The organism is Rhizobium mesoamericanum STM3625 (assembly GCF_000312665.1).
Lineage (GTDB): Bacteria > Pseudomonadota > Alphaproteobacteria > Rhizobiales > Rhizobiaceae > Rhizobium > Rhizobium mesoamericanum.
Map to the genome: position 1 here is coordinate 1091205 of NZ_HF536772.1, position 20345 is coordinate 1111549.

14 protein-coding genes are annotated in these 20345 nt (G+C 59.6%); 10 read left to right on the forward strand and 4 right to left on the reverse strand.

Features of this window, described 5'->3' with window-relative positions; translation table 11 throughout:
- Positions 1-42: 42 nt before the first annotated feature.
- From phnE (BN77_RS05275) to phnN, 5 genes are all read left to right on the forward strand, one after another.
- The gene (phnE, locus tag BN77_RS05275; RefSeq protein WP_007529222.1) at positions 43-1014 is read left to right on the forward strand and encodes a phosphonate ABC transporter, permease protein PhnE; all 972 of its coding nucleotides are present in this window, start codon (positions 43-45) and stop codon (positions 1012-1014) included.
- 8 nt (positions 1015-1022) lie between these two features.
- The gene (gene phnE, locus BN77_RS05280; protein WP_040676766.1) at positions 1023-2363 is read left to right on the forward strand and encodes a phosphonate ABC transporter, permease protein PhnE; all 1341 of its coding nucleotides are present in this window, start codon (positions 1023-1025) and stop codon (positions 2361-2363) included.
- A 130-nt stretch (positions 2364-2493) separates the two neighbouring features.
- Positions 2494-3189, forward strand: coding sequence for a DUF1045 domain-containing protein (locus BN77_RS05285; RefSeq protein ID WP_007529226.1), 696 nt, complete (start codon positions 2494-2496; stop codon positions 3187-3189).
- Between the two features lie 12 nt (positions 3190-3201).
- Positions 3202-4341: an alpha-D-ribose 1-methylphosphonate 5-triphosphate diphosphatase gene (locus BN77_RS05290; RefSeq protein WP_007529228.1), complete on the forward strand. Its 1140-nt coding sequence runs from the start codon at positions 3202-3204 to the stop codon at positions 4339-4341.
- Complete coding sequence (gene phnN / locus BN77_RS05295) at positions 4338-4937, forward strand: phosphonate metabolism protein/1,5-bisphosphokinase (PRPP-forming) PhnN (RefSeq protein ID WP_007529229.1); 600 nt, start codon at positions 4338-4340, stop codon at positions 4935-4937. The genes BN77_RS05290 and phnN overlap by 4 nt, the downstream gene beginning before the upstream one ends.
- Positions 4938-5137: 200 nt before the next feature.
- Here phnN and BN77_RS05300 read toward each other — a convergent pair whose 3' ends face one another.
- A complete protein-coding gene (locus BN77_RS05300) occupies positions 5138-7489 on the reverse strand; it encodes a DNA translocase FtsK (protein ID WP_007529231.1) in 2352 nt (783 codons plus the stop codon).
- Between the two features lie 172 nt (positions 7490-7661).
- On the reverse strand, positions 7662-10661 hold the full coding sequence (gene polA, locus BN77_RS05305) for a DNA polymerase I (protein ID WP_040676768.1): 3000 nt from the start codon (positions 10659-10661) through the stop codon (positions 7662-7664).
- A gap of 423 nt (positions 10662-11084) precedes the next feature.
- Between polA and BN77_RS05310 the strand changes: the two genes are divergently transcribed.
- Entirely contained in the window at positions 11085-11501 is a 417-nt protein-coding gene (locus tag BN77_RS05310) for a MarR family winged helix-turn-helix transcriptional regulator (RefSeq protein WP_007529237.1), read from the forward strand.
- 258 nt (positions 11502-11759) lie between these two features.
- On the forward strand, positions 11760-13148 hold the full coding sequence (locus tag BN77_RS05315) for a dipeptidase (protein WP_007529239.1): 1389 nt from the start codon (positions 11760-11762) through the stop codon (positions 13146-13148).
- Positions 13149-13608: 460 nt separating this feature from the next.
- Here BN77_RS05315 and BN77_RS05320 read toward each other — a convergent pair whose 3' ends face one another.
- Positions 13609-13791: a hypothetical protein gene (locus tag BN77_RS05320; RefSeq protein WP_007529243.1), complete on the reverse strand. Its 183-nt coding sequence runs from the start codon at positions 13789-13791 to the stop codon at positions 13609-13611.
- A 180-nt stretch (positions 13792-13971) separates the two neighbouring features.
- Positions 13972-14295, reverse strand: a complete 324-nt coding sequence (locus BN77_RS05325) for a GCG_CRPN prefix-to-repeats domain-containing protein (protein WP_007529245.1) — start codon at positions 14293-14295, stop codon at positions 13972-13974.
- A gap of 235 nt (positions 14296-14530) precedes the next feature.
- Here BN77_RS05325 and BN77_RS05330 point away from each other — a divergent pair, with 235 nt between their 5' ends.
- From BN77_RS05330 to dnaJ, 3 genes are all read left to right on the forward strand, one after another.
- Positions 14531-16879 carry a transglycosylase domain-containing protein gene (locus BN77_RS05330; RefSeq protein WP_007529246.1) on the forward strand — a complete coding sequence of 783 codons (2349 nt, stop codon included), beginning with the start codon at positions 14531-14533 and terminating at the stop codon, positions 16877-16879.
- Between the two features lie 236 nt (positions 16880-17115).
- On the forward strand, positions 17116-19032 hold the full coding sequence (gene dnaK / locus BN77_RS05335; RefSeq protein ID WP_007529248.1) for a molecular chaperone DnaK: 1917 nt from the start codon (positions 17116-17118) through the stop codon (positions 19030-19032).
- An 85-nt stretch (positions 19033-19117) separates the two neighbouring features.
- Positions 19118-20245 (forward strand): molecular chaperone DnaJ, encoded by a 1128-nt coding sequence (gene dnaJ / locus BN77_RS05340; RefSeq protein ID WP_007529251.1) that lies wholly within the window; start codon positions 19118-19120, stop codon positions 20243-20245.
- Positions 20246-20345: the final 100 nt, after the last annotated feature.

Consider the following 20345-nt stretch of genomic DNA (forward strand, 5'->3'; position numbering starts at 1 on the left):
AACAAGCCGCCCTTTTTCCAGCGAAGTAAGCGGACCGCGTTCATGACTTTTGCCGACACAAACGCCCACGCGCCGGTGCAGCAAAGCGCCCGAGAAATCGGTGACGCCTGGAGCAAAATGGTGGCTCGCCGCCGCCTCTATACCGGCCTCGGCCTGGTGATCCTGCTTGCCGCTTTCATTGCCTCGGTGCATTTTGCCGATGAAAGCAATGCCGGCCATTTCTTCGAGCGCCTGTCGCATCTGTTCGATTTTTTAAGCTGGCTCATTCCCAAGGATTGGAATGACTTATGGCGCGCCCTCTTCGATATCGCAAGCCCGACCCAGAAGACTGGCGAGGAGTTTAATTTCGCAGAGGGTCGCGTCTATGTTGGGGTGGGTGGCTTCTATATCCCCGAATATTTCGAGCTGATGATCATCACTATCAATGTCGCGCTCGTCTCGACGATCATCGGCTTCATCTTTGCTATGCCGCTGAGCTTTCTCGTGGCCGGCAATCTGGCCCCGTCCATTCCGCTGCGCATCATCGCCAAGCGTCTAACGGAACTCCTCCGCGCGTTTCCCGAGATTGTTATTGCGGGCCTCTTTTCCGCAATCCTGTCGATAGGTCCAGTCGCCGCGATCATCGCCGTCAGCCTGCATACCATCGGTGCGCTCGGCAAACTTTTCTATGAAGTCGTCGAGAACATCGACATGAAGCCGGATGAGGGCATGAAAGCCGTAGGGGCCAGCTGGTCGGAGCGTGTCCGCTTCGCAGCACTGCCACAGGTCATGCCGAACTTCGTCTCCTACGTGCTGCTGCGCCTGGAGATCAACGTCCGCGCCTCCACCATCATCGGGGCGGTTGGCGGCGGCGGTATCGGTGAGGAGTTGAAGCTCTCGATCTCCCGCGGGTTCGGCGCCAAGACGATGGCTCTCGTTCTCCTGCTTTTCATCACCATTGTTGCGGTCGATCAGTTCTCCGCATGGCTACGCCGCCGCCTCGTCGGCGAGCACGCCTTCCTTTTGCAGCATTGAGGTCCGCCATGACGGTGATCGACGCCACCCGGATGCACGAGATAGAGCAGCGTTATCCGGAGTATTTCAAGCGGTCCTTCCGCCAGCGCTTCGGCGGCCTGATGATTGTGGTCGCGACGTTTGTCTATGCACTTTACGCAATGTGGTTCTTCGACCTGCCGAAGCTGCTTGCCGATGCCCATTGGGAGCGCGTTGGCCTCTATCTCAGCCAGTGGGTAAGCTATGACGTGCAGCCCGAATTGCGCATTGGCAATGATGCCATTACGGTCAAATATCCACGCTTCTCGCCGCTTGGCGACAACCCACATCCGGATTGGGTCGTAAACAATGCGGACGGCAGCGTCACCGTTTCGGTGAGCGGCACGGGCCGCAGTGTCACGGTCTCCAAGACCGAAACGGTCATTACAGCTCACGGCATCAGCGTGCCCGTGGAAGTCTCCAGCGGTGCGCCGAAGGTGGTCGTCCCCGTGCCGAGCTGGATGACAGTCTATGACGACAACGTCCTTGCCGACCTGGGCTTTGCCGGCGACGTCAGTATTTCGGTCGATCGCGTCAAGGTGCGTAAGCGCTTTCTTGGCTGGGCAAATTTCGTCTTCGACACTCAGTCGCCATTCTTCGACAAGCCGGCGAGCGAGGTCATCAGCCTGATCGTTTCGGGACCGGAACTGAAGCCGGGCCAATCCAACCTGTCGCTCGCCTTCGATAATATTTGGCACAACAGCGCCTGGCAGCACGGCGACGTCTGGACCAAGCTGTTCCAGACTATCGTAATGGCCTTTTTGGGAACGCTGCTCGGTGCATTGCTCGCTTTCCCGCTGGCATTTCTGGCCGCGCGCAATATTGCCCCGAACAAAATGTTGAATCAGGCCCTGAAGCGCTTCTTCGACTTCCTGCGCTCGGTCGACATGCTGATTTGGGCACTCTTCCTGACCCGTGCGTTCGGCCCTGGCCCGTTGGCGGGGTCCGGCGCGATTTTCCTCACCGAAACGGGCACGCTCGGCAAGCTCTATTCAGAAGGTCTCGAAAACGTGGACAACAAGCCTCGCGAAGGTATCAGATCGACCGGCGCCTCCACCGTGCTGACCCAACGCTACGGGGTCATCCCGCAGATCGTCCCGGTTTTCGTCAGCCAGACCCTCTACCAGTGGGAATCGAACGTCCGCGGTGCCACCATCATCGGCGCCGTCGGCGCCGGTGGTATCGGCCTCAAGCTTTGGGAAGCGATGCGTACCAACGCCAACTGGGAAAACGTCGCCTATATGGTGTTGTTGATCCTCATCGTCGTGTTCCTGTTCGACATGGCCTCGAACACCCTGCGCCATCGGTTGATGGGCACCAAGGCACACTGAAAAGCGCTGGATCGTTCGGGATCATCATCATTCTGTCACGGAAATCTTTTAGCCGGAGGCCAGCTTGCGGTGGCGACCAAATCGCTGAAGACTGCAATCCGCAATCCGAACGATTCCCAGGATACGAGCCTTGCGCTACGCACTCTATTTCACGCCGCCGAAGGACGATCCTTTGAACGCCACAGCCGCTCTCTGGCTTGGCCGCGATGCCTTCACCGGCGCAACTTACCCGGCTCCCGATCATCCGGAACTGCCAGCCGCCGAGCAGTTTGACCTGACCGCCCAGCCTCGCCGCTACGCCTTCCACGCGACAATCAAGGCGCCATTCCATCTGGTGTCCTCCGTCACCGAGAAGGATTTCCTTGAGGTTGTCGAGGATTTCGCCGCTCGCACATCTGCCTTCGAGATTCCCGAGCTGGTGCTTGGACAACTCGGCAAGTTCTTTGCGCTCGTGCCCGCTTTTTTGCATCCGCCGCTTCAGGATTTCGCCGCCGCGGTGGTAAAATCCTTCGAACCGTTTCGCGCCGCCCTATCGGATGCCGATATCGCGCGCCGCAATCCGGAGAAACTGAGCGAGAGCCAGAGGGCCAATCTGTTGCGCTGGGGCTATCCCTATGTGATGGATGACTTCGGGTTCCACATGACGCTGACCGGCCTGGTGCCGCAGGAGCGTGCTGGCATAATGAAGGCCATTCTGGCGGAGCGTTTCGCCGCCTTTACCGGCCGGCCGCTCCCAATCACCGGCCTTGCCGTTTTCATTGAGGAGGCGCGCGGCGCTCCGTTTACAGCCCATTCCTGGTGGCCGCTTGCCGGCGCGAAAATCTGAGAGACCATATTCATGACCAAAGAAACCGTCTTCTCCAATGCCCGCATCGTCCTTGAGGATGAAATCATCGAGGGATCGGTCCTCGTCCGCGACGGCAAGATCGCCGATATCTCGACGGGCTACTCTGATGTCGGTGAGGATTTCGAAAGCGACTATCTGATCCCGGGTCTCGTCGAACTCCACACCGACCATCTCGAAGGCCACTATTCGCCGCGCCCGGGTCTGCGCTGGCACAAGACGGCGGCGATCCAGGCGCACGATGCCCAGATCGTCACTTCCGGCATCACGACCGTCTTCGATTGCCTGCGCATGGGCGCCGACGAGGATGGCGGCTTCGAGCACGGCGAGATGCGCGAGATGGCCGATGCGATCCAGAAGGCCGAGCAGGAAGGCCGCCTGCGCGCCGAGCATCTCATACACCTGCGTTGCGAGGTCTCGGCCGACAACGTGCTGCAGCACTTCGCCGACTTCGAAAACGATCCCTATGTCCGTCTCGTCTCCTTGATGGATCACGCGCCTGGCCAGCGGCAGTTCCAGACGATGGACCAGTACATCTTCTATTACCAGAAAAAGCGCGGCCTTTCCGATGCCGAGTTCGCCAAGTTCGTTGATCGCCGTGTGTCTGAATCCGAGCGCAATTCGACGCCGCACCGCACGGCCATTTCCAAGGTCTGCGCTGAGCGTGGCATAACCGTCGCCAGTCACGACGACGCAACGCTTGCCCATGTCGACGAAGCCATCGAAAACGGCGTTCGCCTCGCCGAATTCCCGACCAGCTTCGACGCTGCCAAGGCGTCGCACGAGCACGGCATGAGCGTGCTGATGGGTGCCCCGAATATCGTTCGCGGCAGGTCGCACTCCGGCAACATTGCGGCCCGCGATCTCGCCGAACGCGGCGTGCTCGACGTGCTGTCCTCCGACTACGTCCCGCTCAGCCTCCTTTACGCCCCCTTTCTGATTGCCGACGAAGTGGAGAGCATTTCGCTGCCGAAGGCGATCGCCATGGTCACCGCGACGCCGGCCCGCACCGTTAGCCTCAACGATCGCGGCCGCATCGCCACCGGCCTGCGCGCCGATCTCGTCCGCGTCTTCCGCGACCAGGGTGTGCCGGTCACCCGTTCTGTTTGGCGTGAAGGGCGCCGTGTCGCATGAACCCGTCGCACGAACCGCACATCGTTCCGGGCACCGAACACGGCATCATGGTCGTGGTCGTCGGTCCGAGTGGTGCTGGAAAGGACACCTTGATGGCGCTGGCCGCCAAGCACTTCCGGGGTCGTCCAGAGGTGCATTTCGTCCGCCGCGTCATCACCCGTCACACCCATGCTGGCGGCGAGCAGCATCTCGCCGTGTCGGACCAGGGCTTTGCGTCGATGGAACAGGCCGGAAGTTTCGCGGTTTGGTGGGAAGCACACGGTCTTAAATATGGCATTCCGGCCGAAGTGTCGGTCTCGCTTGCACAAGGAAACTTGGTCATCGCCAATGGTTCCCGCTCGGCGCTTCACCATTTCAAGGCCGCTTTCCCACGGCTCAAGGTCATCAATGTGACGGCGACTGCCGAAGTGCTGGCGAGTCGGCTAGAAGCTCGCGGCCGCGAGACGCACGAAGACATCATGGCGCGTCTCGCCCGCGGCCCGCTCACCGTACGTGGCGACTACGACGTGACCGACCTCGACAACAGCGGCTCGCTGGAAGAAGGCGAGCGCAGGATCGTAGATACGCTGAACGGCTTCCTGGCCGAGATCGGCTGACGCGGGAGCATGCGGCCGATCAGGGTTCTCGACTATGATCCGGCGTGGTCAGGCCGCTTTCGACGCCGCGAGGCGTCCACTGCCGACGCTGGCAGCGGATCGCGTCCTTGCAATCGCCCGGTCACGAACCAGCGTCCGGTGATGATTGCAGGAGGTGGTCGAAAGACATCTGCGGCAGCCTGAGGGGCGACGCAGAGCGATCACTCGCTCTCGCCGCCACGTCCAGCCACGATCTCGCGCTTGCCGACATGGTTTGCCGGGCCGACAAGACCTTCGTTCTCCATGCGTTCGACGAGCGAAGCCGCACGGTTGTAGCCGATGCCGAGACGGCGCTGGATGTAGGAGGTCGAGCACTTCTTGTCGCGCATGACGACCTTTACTGCCTGCTGATAGAGTTCGTCTGCGTCTTCGGAACCCATGGCGCTCTTGTCGAAGACGGAGCTGTCCTCTTCCTCGCCCGCCTCCTCTTCCTCGTCAGCCGTAACTGTGTCGAGATATTCCGGCCGACCCTGGGTTTTCAGGTGCGCGACGACCTTCTCCACTTCAGCATCCGAAACGAACGGCCCGTGCACGCGCGAAATCCGCCCGCCGCCCTGCATGTGCAGCATGTCGCCCTGCCCGAGTAGTTGCTCGGCGCCTTGTTCTCCGAGGATGGTGCGACTGTCGATCTTTGACGTCACCTGGAAGGAGATGCGCGTCGGGAAGTTTGCCTTGATAGTGCCGGTGATGACATCGACCGATGGGCGCTGTGTGGCCATGATCAGGTGGATGCCGGCCGCACGTGCCATCTGCGCCAGGCGCTGGATCGCCCCTTCAATCTCCTTGCCGGCGACCATCATGAGGTCGGCCATCTCATCGACAATGACGACGATATAGGGCATCGGTGTCAGGTCCATTTCCTGCTGCTCCTCGATCGGAGCGCCGGTGCTTCTGTCGAAGCCGGTCTGGACCATGACGTGGATGGTCTCGCCGTTGTCGCGCGCCTGCGCCACGCGGCTGTTGTAGCCGTCGATGTTGCGTACGCCGAGGCGCGACATCTTGCGATAGCGATCCTCCATCTCGCGCACGGCCCACTTCAGGGCCATCACCGCTTTCTTGGGGTCCGTGACAACAGGCGTCAACAGGTGCGGAATACCGTCGTAGACCGACAATTCGAGCATCTTGGGATCGACCATGATCAGGCGGCACTGTTCCGGAGACATCCGGTAGAGCAGCGACAGGATCATCGTGTTGATGGCGACCGATTTGCCCGAACCGGTGGTACCGGCGACGAGCAGGTGCGGCATCTTCGCGAGCTCCGCGATGACGGGTTCGCCGCCGATCGTCTTGCCGAGGCCGAGCGCAAGCTTGTAGCCGCTTTTCTCGAAATCCTGGCTTTCGATCATCTCGCGGAAGTAGACGGTTTCGCGCAGCGCGTTCGGCAGTTCGATGCCGATGACGTTGCGGCCGGGAACCACTGCAACACGCGCCGACAGCGCGGACATCGAACGGGCGATATCGTCGGCAAGACCGATGACGCGCGAGGACTTTACGCCAGGTGCCGGCTCGAACTCGTAAAGTGTGACGACGGGGCCGGGGCGGACATGGATGATCTCGCCCTTGATACCGAAATCCTCGAGCACGCTTTCCAGAAGGCCGGCATTCTGCTCGAGCGTCTCCTGCGACATGATTTCGCCGATACGCTCCGGCGGCTCCTGCAGCAGCGAATGTGACGGGAATTCGTAGCCGGAGGAATCGACTCTCGAGGGGACGACCTTCGGTGCCGCAAACCGCGGTACCGGTGCGAGCGGTTGCGGCGCCAAAGCGCGGACCGGCAGCGGAGCGATCGGCTGTGTTTTCGGCGGGACTACTGCTTCTTCCACGCGGGTCTGGTCGGTCGAGACCGGCTGTTGCGCGGGGCGGCTGCGCATCGCCAAACTGGCAGCCTGCGCGACAGGCGGCGGGGCGACTGGCTCAGGCAGGGGAGCAATGGCTGTTGCCGGCTGTTGCCGACCTGGTCGCCACTCCATGACGCGGAATCGGCTGACGATCGATTCGGGGATGACTTCGGGCCGCGGCAATGAAATTTGAGGCAGCAGGATCGGTTCGGCCGAAGCTTCCTCGAAGGCCATGACTTCCCAGAACGCGAAGTCCGAGATAGCAGCCAGCTCTGTGGAGGCACGGACAATGGTCTGGGTTTCGCGCTCGACTGAGATCACCGACGATACAGTCACAACCGGCTGCACTTCGATTGCGGGGGGGATCTCGGCTTCATAGACGTCGAGTGGAACGTTGGCGACAAGAGGCGCCGACGGCGCCACGCTCGCACCAATTTCTGCAGCAACGCGTTCCTGCAGCGCGAGAGGCGGCGTGCGAACGGGTGGCACCGGCATGCGCTTCGGATTGATCAGGTTCTCGGGCGTGCGGGTGAACCGCACATTCGGGGCCAGTGAAAAATTGCTCTGCCAGATTGGCGCCGTAGGCTTCTCGCCTGCGTATTCCTGCAGCTGTTCACCTTCGACTTCCGCGGAAATCTCCTCGGCCCCTGTCAGATTGGTTCTAGGAAAGCGCATACGACCGCTACTCACTCATGATTAGCAACTAATATCCGATCTCGAATTAGGAAATGAAGGTTAATAAGTTCCTTCCATCCGCGCCACCATTCGACCAAAAATGTAATGAATAACGTTTAATATCAATGGTTTGACAGGTAGAGAAAATTTTAATGGATTTTCGACGAAGCGCTCAATGCGCTTCGTCCCAGTTGGTGGCCGAACGCGCGTCGACCCTCAGCGGCACCCGCATTTCAAGAGCGGGCATGGTAGCGTTTTCCATGACCGAAACGATGATTGGTGTGGCCTTTGCGACGTCTGCGTCCTCGACCTCAAAGATCAGTTCGTCGTGGACCTGCAGGAGCATGCGCACGCGGTCGGCAAGCCCCGCTTCGGCAAGCGCCGGTTCCATCTTGATCATCGCCCGGCGAATGATATCGGCCGCCGATCCCTGGATCGGTGCATTGATTGCCGCTCGCTCATTGAAAGCGCGCACCGATGGATTGGAGGAGCGAATCTCCGGGTAGTTGATTCGCCGTCCGAAGATCGTCTCGACATAGCCCTTGTCGCGGGCCATCTGCTTGCGGCTGTCCATGTAGTCGCGGATGCCGGGGAAGCGCTCGAAATATTTCTTGATATAGTCGCCCGCTTCCGAGCGCTCGATCGAGAGCTGGTTGGCAAGGCCGAAGGCCGAAATGCCGTAGATAATCCCGAAGTTGATCGCCTTTGCCCGGCGCCGCACCTCGGACGGCATGCCCTCGACCGGAACGCCGAACATCTCCGATGCGGTCATGGCATGAATGTCGACACCGTCGGCAAAGGCCTGTGTCAACTGGGGGATCTCGGCGACATGAGCGAGCACCCGCAGCTCGATCTGGCTGTAGTCGGCCGAGATCAGCTTATGGCCAGGCGACGAAATGAATGCCGTGCGTATCTTGCGGCCTTCCGCCGTGCGCACCGGAATATTCTGCAGGTTCGGTTCCGAGGATGACAGGCGCCCCGTGGTCGTCGAGGCTAGCGAATACGAGGTGTGAACCCGTTTCGTCTCGTGGTGGATGTATCCCGGTAGCGCATCAGTGTAAGTCGACTTTAGCTTGGTCAGCTGGCGCCAATCGACGATCTTGCGCGGCAACTCGAAACCGGCAGCGGCGAGGTCTTCGAGAACGCTCGCCGAAGTGGACCATTGGCCGGTCTTCGTCTTCGTGCCGCCTGCCAGTCCCATCTTGCCGAAGAGGATGTCGCCCAACTGCTTTGGCGAACCGATGGTAAAGCGACCGCCCGCGAGCTTGTAAATTTCGTCCTCCAGTGCCGCGGCGCCCTGTGCGAGATCGCCGGAGAGACGCGAGAGGATCTGCCGATCAACGGTTATGCCGCGTGCTTCCATGTGCGCAAGGACCGGAAGCAACGGCCGCTCGAGGCGCTCGTACACCGTCGTTAGCTTCTCAGCAGCCAGGCGCGGTTTCAAAACGAGCCAGAGCCGCAATGTGATTTCCGCATCTTCGGCAGCGTAGTGCGTGGCGCGATCGATATCGACGAGGTCGAATGTCACGTTCGACTTACCGCTGCCAGCCACGTCCTTGTAAGCAATGGGTGTATGGCCGAGGAACTTTTCCGAAAGCGGATCCATGCCGTGGGCACCGGTTCCAGCGTCCAGCACATAGGAGATTAGCATCGTATCGTCGAAATTCTTCGTTTCGACGCCGTAACGTTTCATCAGCAGGTAGTCGTATTTGAGGTTCTGGGCGACCTTAAGGATCGACTCGTCTTCCAGCAGCGCCTTTAGCCGGGGCAGGGCATCCCGCATTGGAATCTGGTTGTCAGTGAGCCCGCCGCCGAGCAAATCACCGACGCCTGTTTTGTGGCCGATCGGGATGTAGGCGGCGCGGATGCTGGTGCCCGTGGCATTCTTGTCGTTGTCAGCGATCGCCATCGAAAATCCGACGAGCTCGGCTTGCATCGCGTCGAGCGAGGTCGTCTCCGTATCGAAGGCAACCAGTCCAGTATCACGTGCATCGGCAATCCACTTGTCGAGCGTCGCGACATCACGAATGGTGACATAGCGCGAGTGGTCGAATGGTAGCGAGGCAAACGCTTCTGCGCGTGCCTTGGCAAAATCAGCAGCTAGGAAAGCGCCTTCGCGACTACTCGCACCGCTCGTCTTTGCCGGAACGGGCACCGCCTCGCCGACGAGGTCGGGAATACCGCCGGCGACCGGCGCCGGCTCCGCGGCATCGAGATCCGGGCCGCGGGCCGCAGCTCCCCATTCCACAGGGACCTCGGCGGCATCGATCGCGCTAGCATCGCAGTCGCAAGCCTCGGCTACGCGACGGGTCAGCGACGCAAACTGCATCGCCTTCAGGAAGCCGATCAGCTTTGGCCCATTCTGCGGCTCGAGGATCAGGTCTTCGACGCTCAGTTCCAGCGGGACGTCGGTACGAAGTCGCACCAGTTCGCGCGACAGGCGCGCCTTGTCGGCATTCTCGATGATAGTCTGTCGCCGCTTTTCCTGCTTGATCTCGGTCGCGCGTTCCAGGAGCGCGTCGAGATCGCCGTATTCGGCAAGTAGCTGCGCCGCCGTCTTCGGGCCGATGCCGGGGATGCCAGGCACGTTGTCGACCGAGTCTCCGGTCATTGCCTGAAGATCGATCATCTTTTCGGGTGGAACGCCCCATTTCTCGATGACGTCCGGAATGCCGATCTGCTTATCCTTCATGCTGTCGTACATATGGACGTTGGGCGTAACGAGCTGCATCAGATCTTTGTCCGAAGAGACGATCGTCACATCTGCGCCGAGCGCTTCGGCCTGACGCGCATAGGTCGCAATGATGTCGTCCGCCTCGAAGCCTTCGGTCTCGATGCACGGCAGGTTGAAGGCGCGGGTGGCATGGCGGATGAGACCGAATTGGGGAATTAGCTCTTCGGGCGGGGTGGAACGGTTTGCCTTATACGCATCGTAGAGATCCTTGCGGAACGTCTTTGCCGAATAGTCGAAGATAACGGCAAGATGCGTCGGGGTTACGCCCACCGACGTGTCGCGTGCATCCGTCAGGAGTTTCCACAGCATATTGCAGAATCCAGACACGGCGCCGACCGGCAAACCATCGGATTTGCGAGTCAAGGGGGGGAGTGCGTGAAAGGCTCGAAAGATAAAACCGGAGCCGTCGACAAGGAAAAGATGATCGCCTTTTTTCATGGCGTCATGGATAGCGCGGCCACCTTGCAAGGTCCATATAAAGTTCCAACGAAGAAAAGATTCGGGCTCACCAAACTGTTACTAATTTGTAATTGTCAAACTTTGACTCTCCCTTGAAAAGCCACATTCTCGATCACAAATGATTACTACCGACGTTTGATCGTGTTTGATCGCGTCGAGGGTCTGATAGCTGGCTTGTCCCCCGCCGCATCGGACTTGGACAAAGGCCTTATCCCCTCTCCGGGCCTTTGTCCCCATTTTAGAGCCGCCATAGCCAGACCTCCAGGCTATGGCGGCTTTGTTTTTCTGCTCTATCTTTTGAACGATAGCTTGCGATGAAGCATTTGTGATGCATCGTATGCGATTTGTTACACTGTTTCGTCGAGTCTTTTGCGACTAACTGGAAAGATGGGAATTAATCGTATGGATTCGGGAGCCTACCTTGCCAGCCAGCTGGCCAAGGGCTTCGCTCGTTCGCTCCAGCAGCGCGCGGCGCGGCTCGGCTTTTCGCCAGGGCAGTTCCCAGTACTTCTCGAACTCTGGGCCGAGGATGGGCTGACGCAGAAGCAGTTGCTGGCTCGGGTCGATATTGAACAAGCCACGATGGCAAACACCCTAGCGCGCATGGCGCGCGACGGACTCATTGATCGTCGTCCGCATCCGTCCGACAAGCGTGCCCAGCTAATCTTTCTCACCGACAAGGCCAAAGGCATGGAAGGCGACGCGATCGAGGCGGCACGTGAAGCGGACCTTGCGCTCTTTCAGGGCTTCAAGAGCTTCGAGCGCGAACTGACCCTCGCGTATATTCGTCGCCTCCTCGACAACGCCAAGAAGCTCTGAGTTGGCCTTATACCGAAGCCGTTATATTAGCAGAGCTGGGTAGCCGGTGGACCTCATATCTCACCTCGAACACATTGCCGTATGCTATTTATCCTTCCCTAAATAACTGTAAATTGCATATGTGATTTTAGCATTCGTCTTCTGGTGTACTTGTCGCACTCAGTCTTCGCAGATCGCCTCTTCCTCCTTCGATCTTTTCAACTCGAAAGCGATTTACCTTTGGTCTATCGTCCGGCGGAATTTCGAAAGGAGTCGAAAATGACTGACATAAATCCGGTGCTTTCGCGCGCAGATCAGAATCTGCCATCAAGCCTCGACAGGCTGTTTGAACTCTTGAGGATCAAATCGATCTCCACGGATCCAGCTTTCAAGGGCGAGTGCCGCAAGGCAGCCGAATGGCTGGTTTCCTATCTCGAGACGCTGGGTTTCCATGCTTCCGTGCGCGATACGCCCGGTCATCCGATGGTTGTCGCCCATCATGCCGGGGCGAGCGCAGACACACCCCACGTGCTGTTTTACGGCCACTACGATGTGCAACCGGTCGATCCCATCGAGCTTTGGGAGAATGATCCGTTCGAACCGTCGATCAAGGATGTCGGCAATGGCCGGAAGGTCTTGACGGGTCGCGGAACCGCCGACGACAAGGGCCAGTTGATGACCTTCGTCGAAGCCTGCCGCGCCTACAAGGAGGTCAACGGTGCCTTGCCATGCCGCATCACAATCCTTTTCGAAGGTGAAGAGGAATCCGGTTCACCGTCGCTGAAGCCGTTTCTCGAGGCCAACGCCGCTGAATTGAAGGCCGACTACGCCCTCGTGTGCGATACCGGCATGTGGGACCGCGACACGCCGGCGATTGCTGCGGCGCTTCGGGGTCTCGTCGGCGAAGAGGTCGTCGTGACGGCAGCCGATCGCGATTTGCACTCCGGCCTGTTCGGCGGTGCCGCCGCAAATCCGATCCACATTCTGACGGCTGTACTTGCTGGTCTGCACGATGAAACTGGCCGCATCACCCTCGATGGCTTCTATGATGGCGTGGAGGAAACGCCGGCCAATATCAAGGCATCCTGGGAAACCCTCGGCAAGACCGCCGAGACCTTCCTGGGCGAGGTGGGTCTGTCGGTCCCGTCGGGAGAGAAGGGTCGCTCGGTCCTCGAATTGACCTGGGCGCGTCCGACCGCAGAGGTCAATGGCATCTGGGGTGGCTATACCGGTGAAGGCTTCAAGACGGTGATCGCAGCCAAGGCTTCCGCCAAGATTTCTTTCCGTCTCGTCGGCACGCAGGATCCGGACGCCATTCGCGAGAGCTTCCGCAGTTACGTCCGTTCAAAAATTCCGGCGGATTGCTCCGTCGAATTCCATCCGCACGGCGGTTCGCCGGCGATTCATCTCTCCTATGATTCACCGGTGCTAACGCAGGCCAAGAATGCGCTTTCCGACGAATGGCCGAAGCCTGCCGTGGTCATTGGCATGGGCGGATCGATCCCGATCGTCGGCGATTTCCAGAAAATGCTGGGCATGGAGTCGCTGCTGGTCGGCTTCGGTCTCAGCGATGACCGTATCCACTCGCCGAACGAGAAATACGAACTCGTTTCCTATCACAAGGGCATCCGCTCCTGGATTCGTATCCTGGAAGCGCTCGCCAAGTAACAGTTGGAAGATCGCGCTGGGTTGCAGGCGCCAGAAAAACAAAAAGGCCGGAACAAACCGGCCTTTCGTCATCCACTTCACTTCGATGCCAGTACATCCGTGGTCAAGGAGCAAGCGAATGTTGCAGCCAGATTGATCGGGAAAGGTTAACGAATGGTTAACCGCAAAGCCGCGATCAAGCGGGGAAGCGGCAACGTTGGTTGCGCGCACAGCTTTCCATCGGCTGCATGGCGGTCCCTATGTTGGAATGCCGACCAGGCGTTTCAAGTGGGGCCAGCTGTCATCCCTTTTGCTTGGGGCGGAGGCTTTCATCAGCGACATGAGGAGGCCCGGTGCTCTGGGAGAGACACCGGACCTGATCGTAATCGGCACGTTTGAGGGGGGACGGCCGACCTTTAGCGAAACGTGTAGGGCGTGTTTCGCTAGGGAACTAATTCACGGTGTCCCTAATGGTTCCCTCCTACCAGAGAGAAACTGAATTCTGGCGACAGCCTAGCAGCTCGCGGATCTCCGCGAACGGGCCGTGCAGCATCTTCAGGCGGCTCTCTTCCATCTTTGTCAGCCGGTAGCGGCGTGCAAACTCTTGCACGTTCCAGATTTCGTGCAGCCTAAATTCCTCGATGTTACTAAAGTCGATGCTCATGAAATGCCTGCCTAATGCGCGTTCTGCGCTAATCTTAGGCGCAATTCGACGTGCTATATGTCAGATTTGTGACAGTCGCAACGAATGGCAGCCATGCCAAAAAAGCGTGGCTTGACGGGCCAAATAAAACAGAGCCCGGCGATCCGGGCTCTGTTGTTGTCTTCGGTTCGAATCGTGTGATCAGCGCCAATCGCTGTAGCGATCGCGGGCCCACGGCGGCGGACGATCCCACCCGTAGGACCGTTCGTAACGCCAGCCATAGCGGGGCGGGCCGCCCCATCCGTAGCGGCGATCGTACCTCCATCCATAACGTGGCGGCGGTGGGCGGTCCCAGTTCGGTCGGCAATTTCCCCACCGGGTGATGTGATAGCCGCGCCCGCAAGCGTAGTCGACGAGCACCGTGTTTTGGGCCGCGGCGTTCATCGGAGCGACCGGCATCGCTTCAGCCACCGAAACGCCAAATCCACACATGGCGATCGCGACTGCAATCATTCTCATACGCATCTCTGCACCTCTGTTATGCAAGTCCCTTGCGCGTCGATTAGAAAGCCGGTTCGGTGAATGGGGGCTGAACCAAATTTGACATTATTGGGGCAAGCGCGGACCGCTCTAACCACTTCTTAACCACCCCTTAAATCGCCGCATTTAAAGTTCAACCGAGCGAAGAACCGTTTCATAAAAGCGCGGTTTCTGCGGCGTCGCCGCGCACGAAGCGAAGATGGGGTGCACCGGGTACTAGATGGCGGGCAGAGGCAAATCACGCGACAGGATCGAACCTTCTTTCAGCGGTCGCGACGACCGCGACGATGATGACGATTTCTCGCTCGATGCCGATGACCGCGTTGTGCGCGGACGCTCGACCAGGCGCGCAGCGCCGAAACCGTCCCGCGCGCGCCAGCCGGAGCGACGTAAACGCGACCGCCGCGATCGAGAAGGTGGAGGACTCTTCAGCTTCATCCGTCGCATCGTCTACTGGTTTGTCGTTTTCGGCATTTGGGCCGGGATCGGCGTGGCGGGTCTCGTCGTCTATTACGGATCTCGCATGCCGAGCGCCAGCACCTGGGCTATTCCGGAGCGTCCGCCGAACGTCAAGATCACTGCTGTCGACGGCAGCGTCATAGCCAATCGCGGTACAACAGGGGGCGAGGCCCTGGCGCTCGAAGACATGTCGCCGTACATTCCCGAAGCGATCGTCGCCATCGAAGACCGCCGCTTCTACTCGCACTTCGGCGTGGATCCGCTTGGCCTTGCACGCGCCTTCGTCACCAACCTGACGACCGGGCACATGGTCCAGGGTGGCTCGACGCTGACGCAGCAGCTTGCAAAGAACCTCTTTCTATCGCCGGACCGAACGCTGGAACGCAAGGTCCAGGAAGTCCTGCTCGCCCTGTGGCTGGAGCAGAAGTACACCAAGGACCAGATTCTTGCGATGTATCTCAATCGCGTATTTTTCGGCTCGAACGCCTATGGTGTCGAAGCTGCCTCGCGCCGATACTTCAACAAGTCTGCGCGTGATGTGAACCTCGGTGAAGCAGCCCTTCTTGCCGGTCTCGTAAAGGCACCGTCGCGCCTGTCGCCGGCACGCGATCCCGATGCCGCCAATGCCCGCGCGCAGGTGGTGCTGCAGACGATGCGCGACCAAGGCTATATCACCGATGACGAAGTCAAGACCGCCATGTCGCAGACGCCTGCAAAGGCGAAGCGCTATTGGTCGGGTGCCGGCCACTACGTTGCCGATATGGTGATGGATCAGCTGCCCGCCCTGATCGGCGAAGTCAAGGAAGACATCGTCGTCGACACGACGATCGACAAGACACTGGAAAAGCGTGCGGAGCAGTCGTTGAATGACGTGCTCGGTAAGGATGGCGCCAAGGTCGATGCCTCTCAGGCCGCGTTGGTCTCTCTCGATGGGACCGGTGCAATCCGTGCCCTCGTCGGCGGGAGGGACTATGCCGACAGTCAGTTCAACCGCGCCGTCACCGCCAAGCGCCAGCCCGGATCCTCCTTCAAGCCGTTCGTTTACGCGGCAGCGCTGGAAAAGGGCCTGACGCCGTTCTCGGTGTTCAATGACGCGCCGATTCGCATAGGCGACTGGACGCCTGAGAACTACGAGAAGAAGTATAATGGCGAAGTGTCGCTCGCGACGGCGCTTGCAAAGTCGCTGAACACTGTCGCCGCCCAGCTGGTCATGTATGACGGGCCGGATCAGGTCATCAAGCTGGCACACCGTCTCGGCATCGAATCGGAGCTGCAGCCCAACGCCTCGATCGCTTTGGGCACGTCGGAAGTGTCGTTGATGGAGCTCACCGGCGCCTATGCCGCTTTCATGAATGGCGGCTATAAGGCAACACCGCACGTGATCCGCCGTGTGACGACGGCTGACGGCAGCAGGGTGCTCTACGAGAACACTTACGACAATCCGCCCCGCGTCCTGTCGGAAGCGATTGCCGCCAACATGAACACCATGATGATGGGTGTCATCAACCAGGGAACGGGCAAGAGCGCCAAGCTTGCCGGCTGGCAGGCAGCCGGCAAGACCGGCACCACCCAGAATTCGCGTGACGCGCTCTTCGTTGGCTTCACCAGTAATCTCACAACCGGCGTCTGGTTCGGCAATGACGATGGCAAGCCGATGAAGAAGGTGACAGGCGGCGGCCTGCCGGCCAAGGCGTGGCAGGAGTTCATGGTCGCCGCGCACAAGGGACTGTCGCCGGCACCGCTTTTCGGCAATGGGCAGTTCATGGCAGATCCGACAGCCAATCCCGGTGTTGGCGATCAGCCCATGGCGTCCGTCGAGCCTGGCGCGGCGGCGCCGCTTGACGAGCCGACGACGATCGGCAGCATTCTCTCCGGTGTCTTCGGGGCCGGGGCCGATGTTCGTGAGCGGAATCCGCGGGCGAACGACCGGCTAAGACGTCAACCAATGGCGCCGATTGATGGCGGTCCGGTGCCTCCCGCCGACATCGCTCAGGACGGCGATAATGGCTACGGCGAAGCGCTGCCGCCGGGTGATATTGGCGAGCCCGAACCGGCAGTTACGAACCGGTCGAGGAGGACGACTCTCCTCGACCTGATCATGGGGCGATAGCGAAACAGTTCAGGCGGCAAAAAGCCATCTTCTTGTGTCCGCCAAAATTAGTAAGCCGGGCGCTTGTTTTGCCAGTTTACTGGCTATTTCTCGCCTTGCAGTCCCGAAAACCGCTCCTTATATACGCGGCATCACCGCAATCACGATTGCGTTAATCTTAAAGACCCATCCCGTAAGGGGCTGTCAGGGGAATGCCTTCTCGGGGTTCCGACAGCTTGCTTCAAGGAGAGAATGACATGGCAAAAGTAATTGGTATCGACCTCGGAACGACAAATTCCTGCGTCGCAGTCATGGACGGCAAAGACGCAAAGGTCATTGAGAATGCGGAAGGCGCGCGTACGACCCCTTCCATGGTGGCATTTTCCGATGACGGCGAACGCCTCGTCGGCCAGCCGGCCAAGCGCCAGGCGGTCACCAACCCGACGAACACCCTCTTCGCAGTGAAGCGCCTCATCGGCCGCCGCTACGAAGATCCGACCGTTGAGAAGGACAAGAGCCTCGTTCCTTTCCACATCGTCAAGGGCGACAACGGCGACGCTTGGGTCGAAGCCCAGGGCAAGTCCTATTCTCCGGCACAGATCTCAGCGATGATTCTTCAGAAGATGAAGGAAACCGCCGAATCCTATCTTGGTGAAAAGGTCGAAAAGGCCGTCATCACCGTTCCCGCTTACTTCAACGACGCACAGCGCCAGGCAACCAAGGATGCCGGCAAGATTGCTGGCCTCGAAGTTCTTCGCATCATCAACGAGCCGACGGCAGCAGCCCTTGCCTACGGTCTCGACAAGAAGGATGGCAAGACGATCGCCGTTTACGACTTGGGTGGCGGTACCTTCGATATCTCGATCCTCGAAATCGGCGACGGCGTCTTCGAAGTTAAGTCCACCAACGGCGATACCTTCCTCGGCGGTGAAGACTTCGACATGCGTCTGGTCGAATACCTGGTTGCCGAGTTCAAGAAGGACAACGGTATCGATCTCAAGGGCGACAAGCTTGCTCTGCAGCGCCTCAAGGAGGCTGCCGAAAAGGCAAAGATCGAACTGTCGTCCTCACAGCAGACCGAAATCAACCTGCCGTTCATCACCGCTGATGCAACCGGCCCGAAGCACCTGACGCTGAAGCTCACCCGGGCCAAGCTGGAAAGCCTGGTCGACGATCTCATTCAACGCACCATCGCACCGTGCAAGGCAGCCCTCAAGGATGCCGGCGTCACCCCCGCAGAGATCGACGAAGTCGTTCTCGTCGGTGGTATGAGCCGCATGCCGAAGGTGCAGGAAGTCGTCAAGCAGCTGTTCGGCAAGGAGCCGCACAAGGGCGTAAACCCGGACGAAGTCGTAGCACTCGGCGCAGCCATCCAGGCTGGCGTTCTGCAGGGCGACGTCAAGGACGTTCTGCTTCTCGACGTAACCCCGCTGTCCCTTGGTATCGAGACCCTCGGTGGCGTCTTCACCCGTCTGATCGAGCGTAACACAACGATCCCGACGAAGAAGTCGCAGACCTTCTCGACCGCCGACGACAACCAGCAGGCTGTCACCATCCGCGTTTCGCAGGGTGAGCGCGAAATGGCTGCCGACAACAAGCTGCTCGGTCAGTTCGACCTCGTTGGACTGCCCCCGGCACCGCGTGGAGTTCCGCAGATCGAAGTGACGTTCGATATCGACGCCAACGGTATTGTTCAGGTTTCGGCCAAGGACAAGGGCACCGGCAAGGAACAGCAGATCCGTATCCAGGCTTCGGGTGGTCTCTCCGACGCCGACATCGAGAAGATGGTCAAGGACGCCGAAGCAAATGCCGAGGCCGACAAGAAGCGTCGAGAAGCCGTCGAAGCAAAGAACCAGGCCGAAAGCCTGATCCATTCAAGCGAGAAGTCGCTAAAGGATTACGGTGACAAGGTCTCCGAAACGGACCGCACGGCAATCTCCGATGCGATCGCTGCTCTGAAGTCCTCCGTCGAAGCGACCGAGCCGGATGCTGAAGACATCAAGGCGAAGACCCAGACGCTCATGGAAGTTTCGATGAAGCTCGGCCAGGCGATCTATGAAGCCCAGCAGGCGGAAGCTGGCTCGGCGGATGCCTCGGCAGCCGGTGGCGACGAAAATGTCGTTGACGCCGACTACGAAGAAGTCAAGGACGACGACCATAAGAAGTCCGCGTAAGCGCGACGGAGCAGTCTAGCTTGAAACTGACGTTCCGGCTGCTCGCCACGGCAGCCGGAAAACCATTTCCGGGGTTTAATCCTTAATGGCAAAAGCTGATTTTTACGAAACGCTGGGTGTCGCCAAGACGGCGGACGAGAAAGAGCTGAAAGGCGCCTTCCGCAAACTCGCCATGAAGTACCATCCGGACAAGAATCCGGGCGACCATGATGCCGAGCGCAAATTCAAGGAAATCAACGAAGCCTATGAAATGCTCAAGGATCCGCAGAAGCGCGCGGCGTATGACCGGTATGGTCACGCAGCCTTCGAACACGGCGGCATGGGTGGCGGTGGCGGTGGATTTGGCGGCGGCGGATTCTCCGACATTTTCGAGGATATCTTCGGCGAGATGATGGGCGGCGGCCGTCAGCGGCAGCGCTCCTCCGGCGGCCGCGAGCGTGGCGCCGATCTTCGTTACAACATGGAGATTTCGCTGGAGGAATCCTTCTCCGGCAAGACGGCGCAAATTCGAGTTCCGACATCGATTACCTGCGACGTCTGTTCTGGTTCGGGCGCAAAACCCGGTACGCAACCGAAGACCTGCGGCACCTGTCAGGGTTCGGGCCGCGTGCGTGCAGCCCAGGGTTTCTTCTCGATCGAGCGTACCTGCCCGACCTGTCATGGTCGCGGAACGATAATTCCCGATCCCTGCGGGAAGTGTCATGGCCAAGGGCGCGTCACCGAAGAGCGATCGCTCTCGGTGAACATTCCGGCCGGCATCGAAGATGGCACCCGCATTCGCCTGCAGGGCGAGGGCGAGGCCGGCATGCGCGGCGGTCCGGCGGGCGATCTCTATATATTCCTGTCCGTCAAGCCGCATGAATTCTATCAGCGTGACGGCGCCGACCTCTACTGCACCATTCCGATCTCAATGACGACGGCGGCCCTCGGTGGGACGTTTGACGTGGCGACGCTCGATGGCACGAAATCGCGTGTGAGCGTGCCGGAAGGCACTCAGGCCGGCAAGCAGTTCCGTCTGAAGGGCAAGGGCATGCCGGTGTTGCGTTCGCCGCAAACCGGTGACCTTTATATCCAGATCCAGATCGAAACGCCGCAGAAACTGACGAAGCGTCAGCGCGAGCTACTTCAGGAATTCGAGCAGCTATCCTCGAAGGAAAACAATCCGGAATCGACCGGATTCTTTGCCCGGATGAAGGAATTCTTCGAGAACTGACCAGTCATCCCTGCATGTCGAAAGGGCCGGTTGTTGCTACAACCGGCCTTTTGTTCGCTATTCCGGTCCACCCAGACAAGGCTGTCCAAGGGCGCGACGC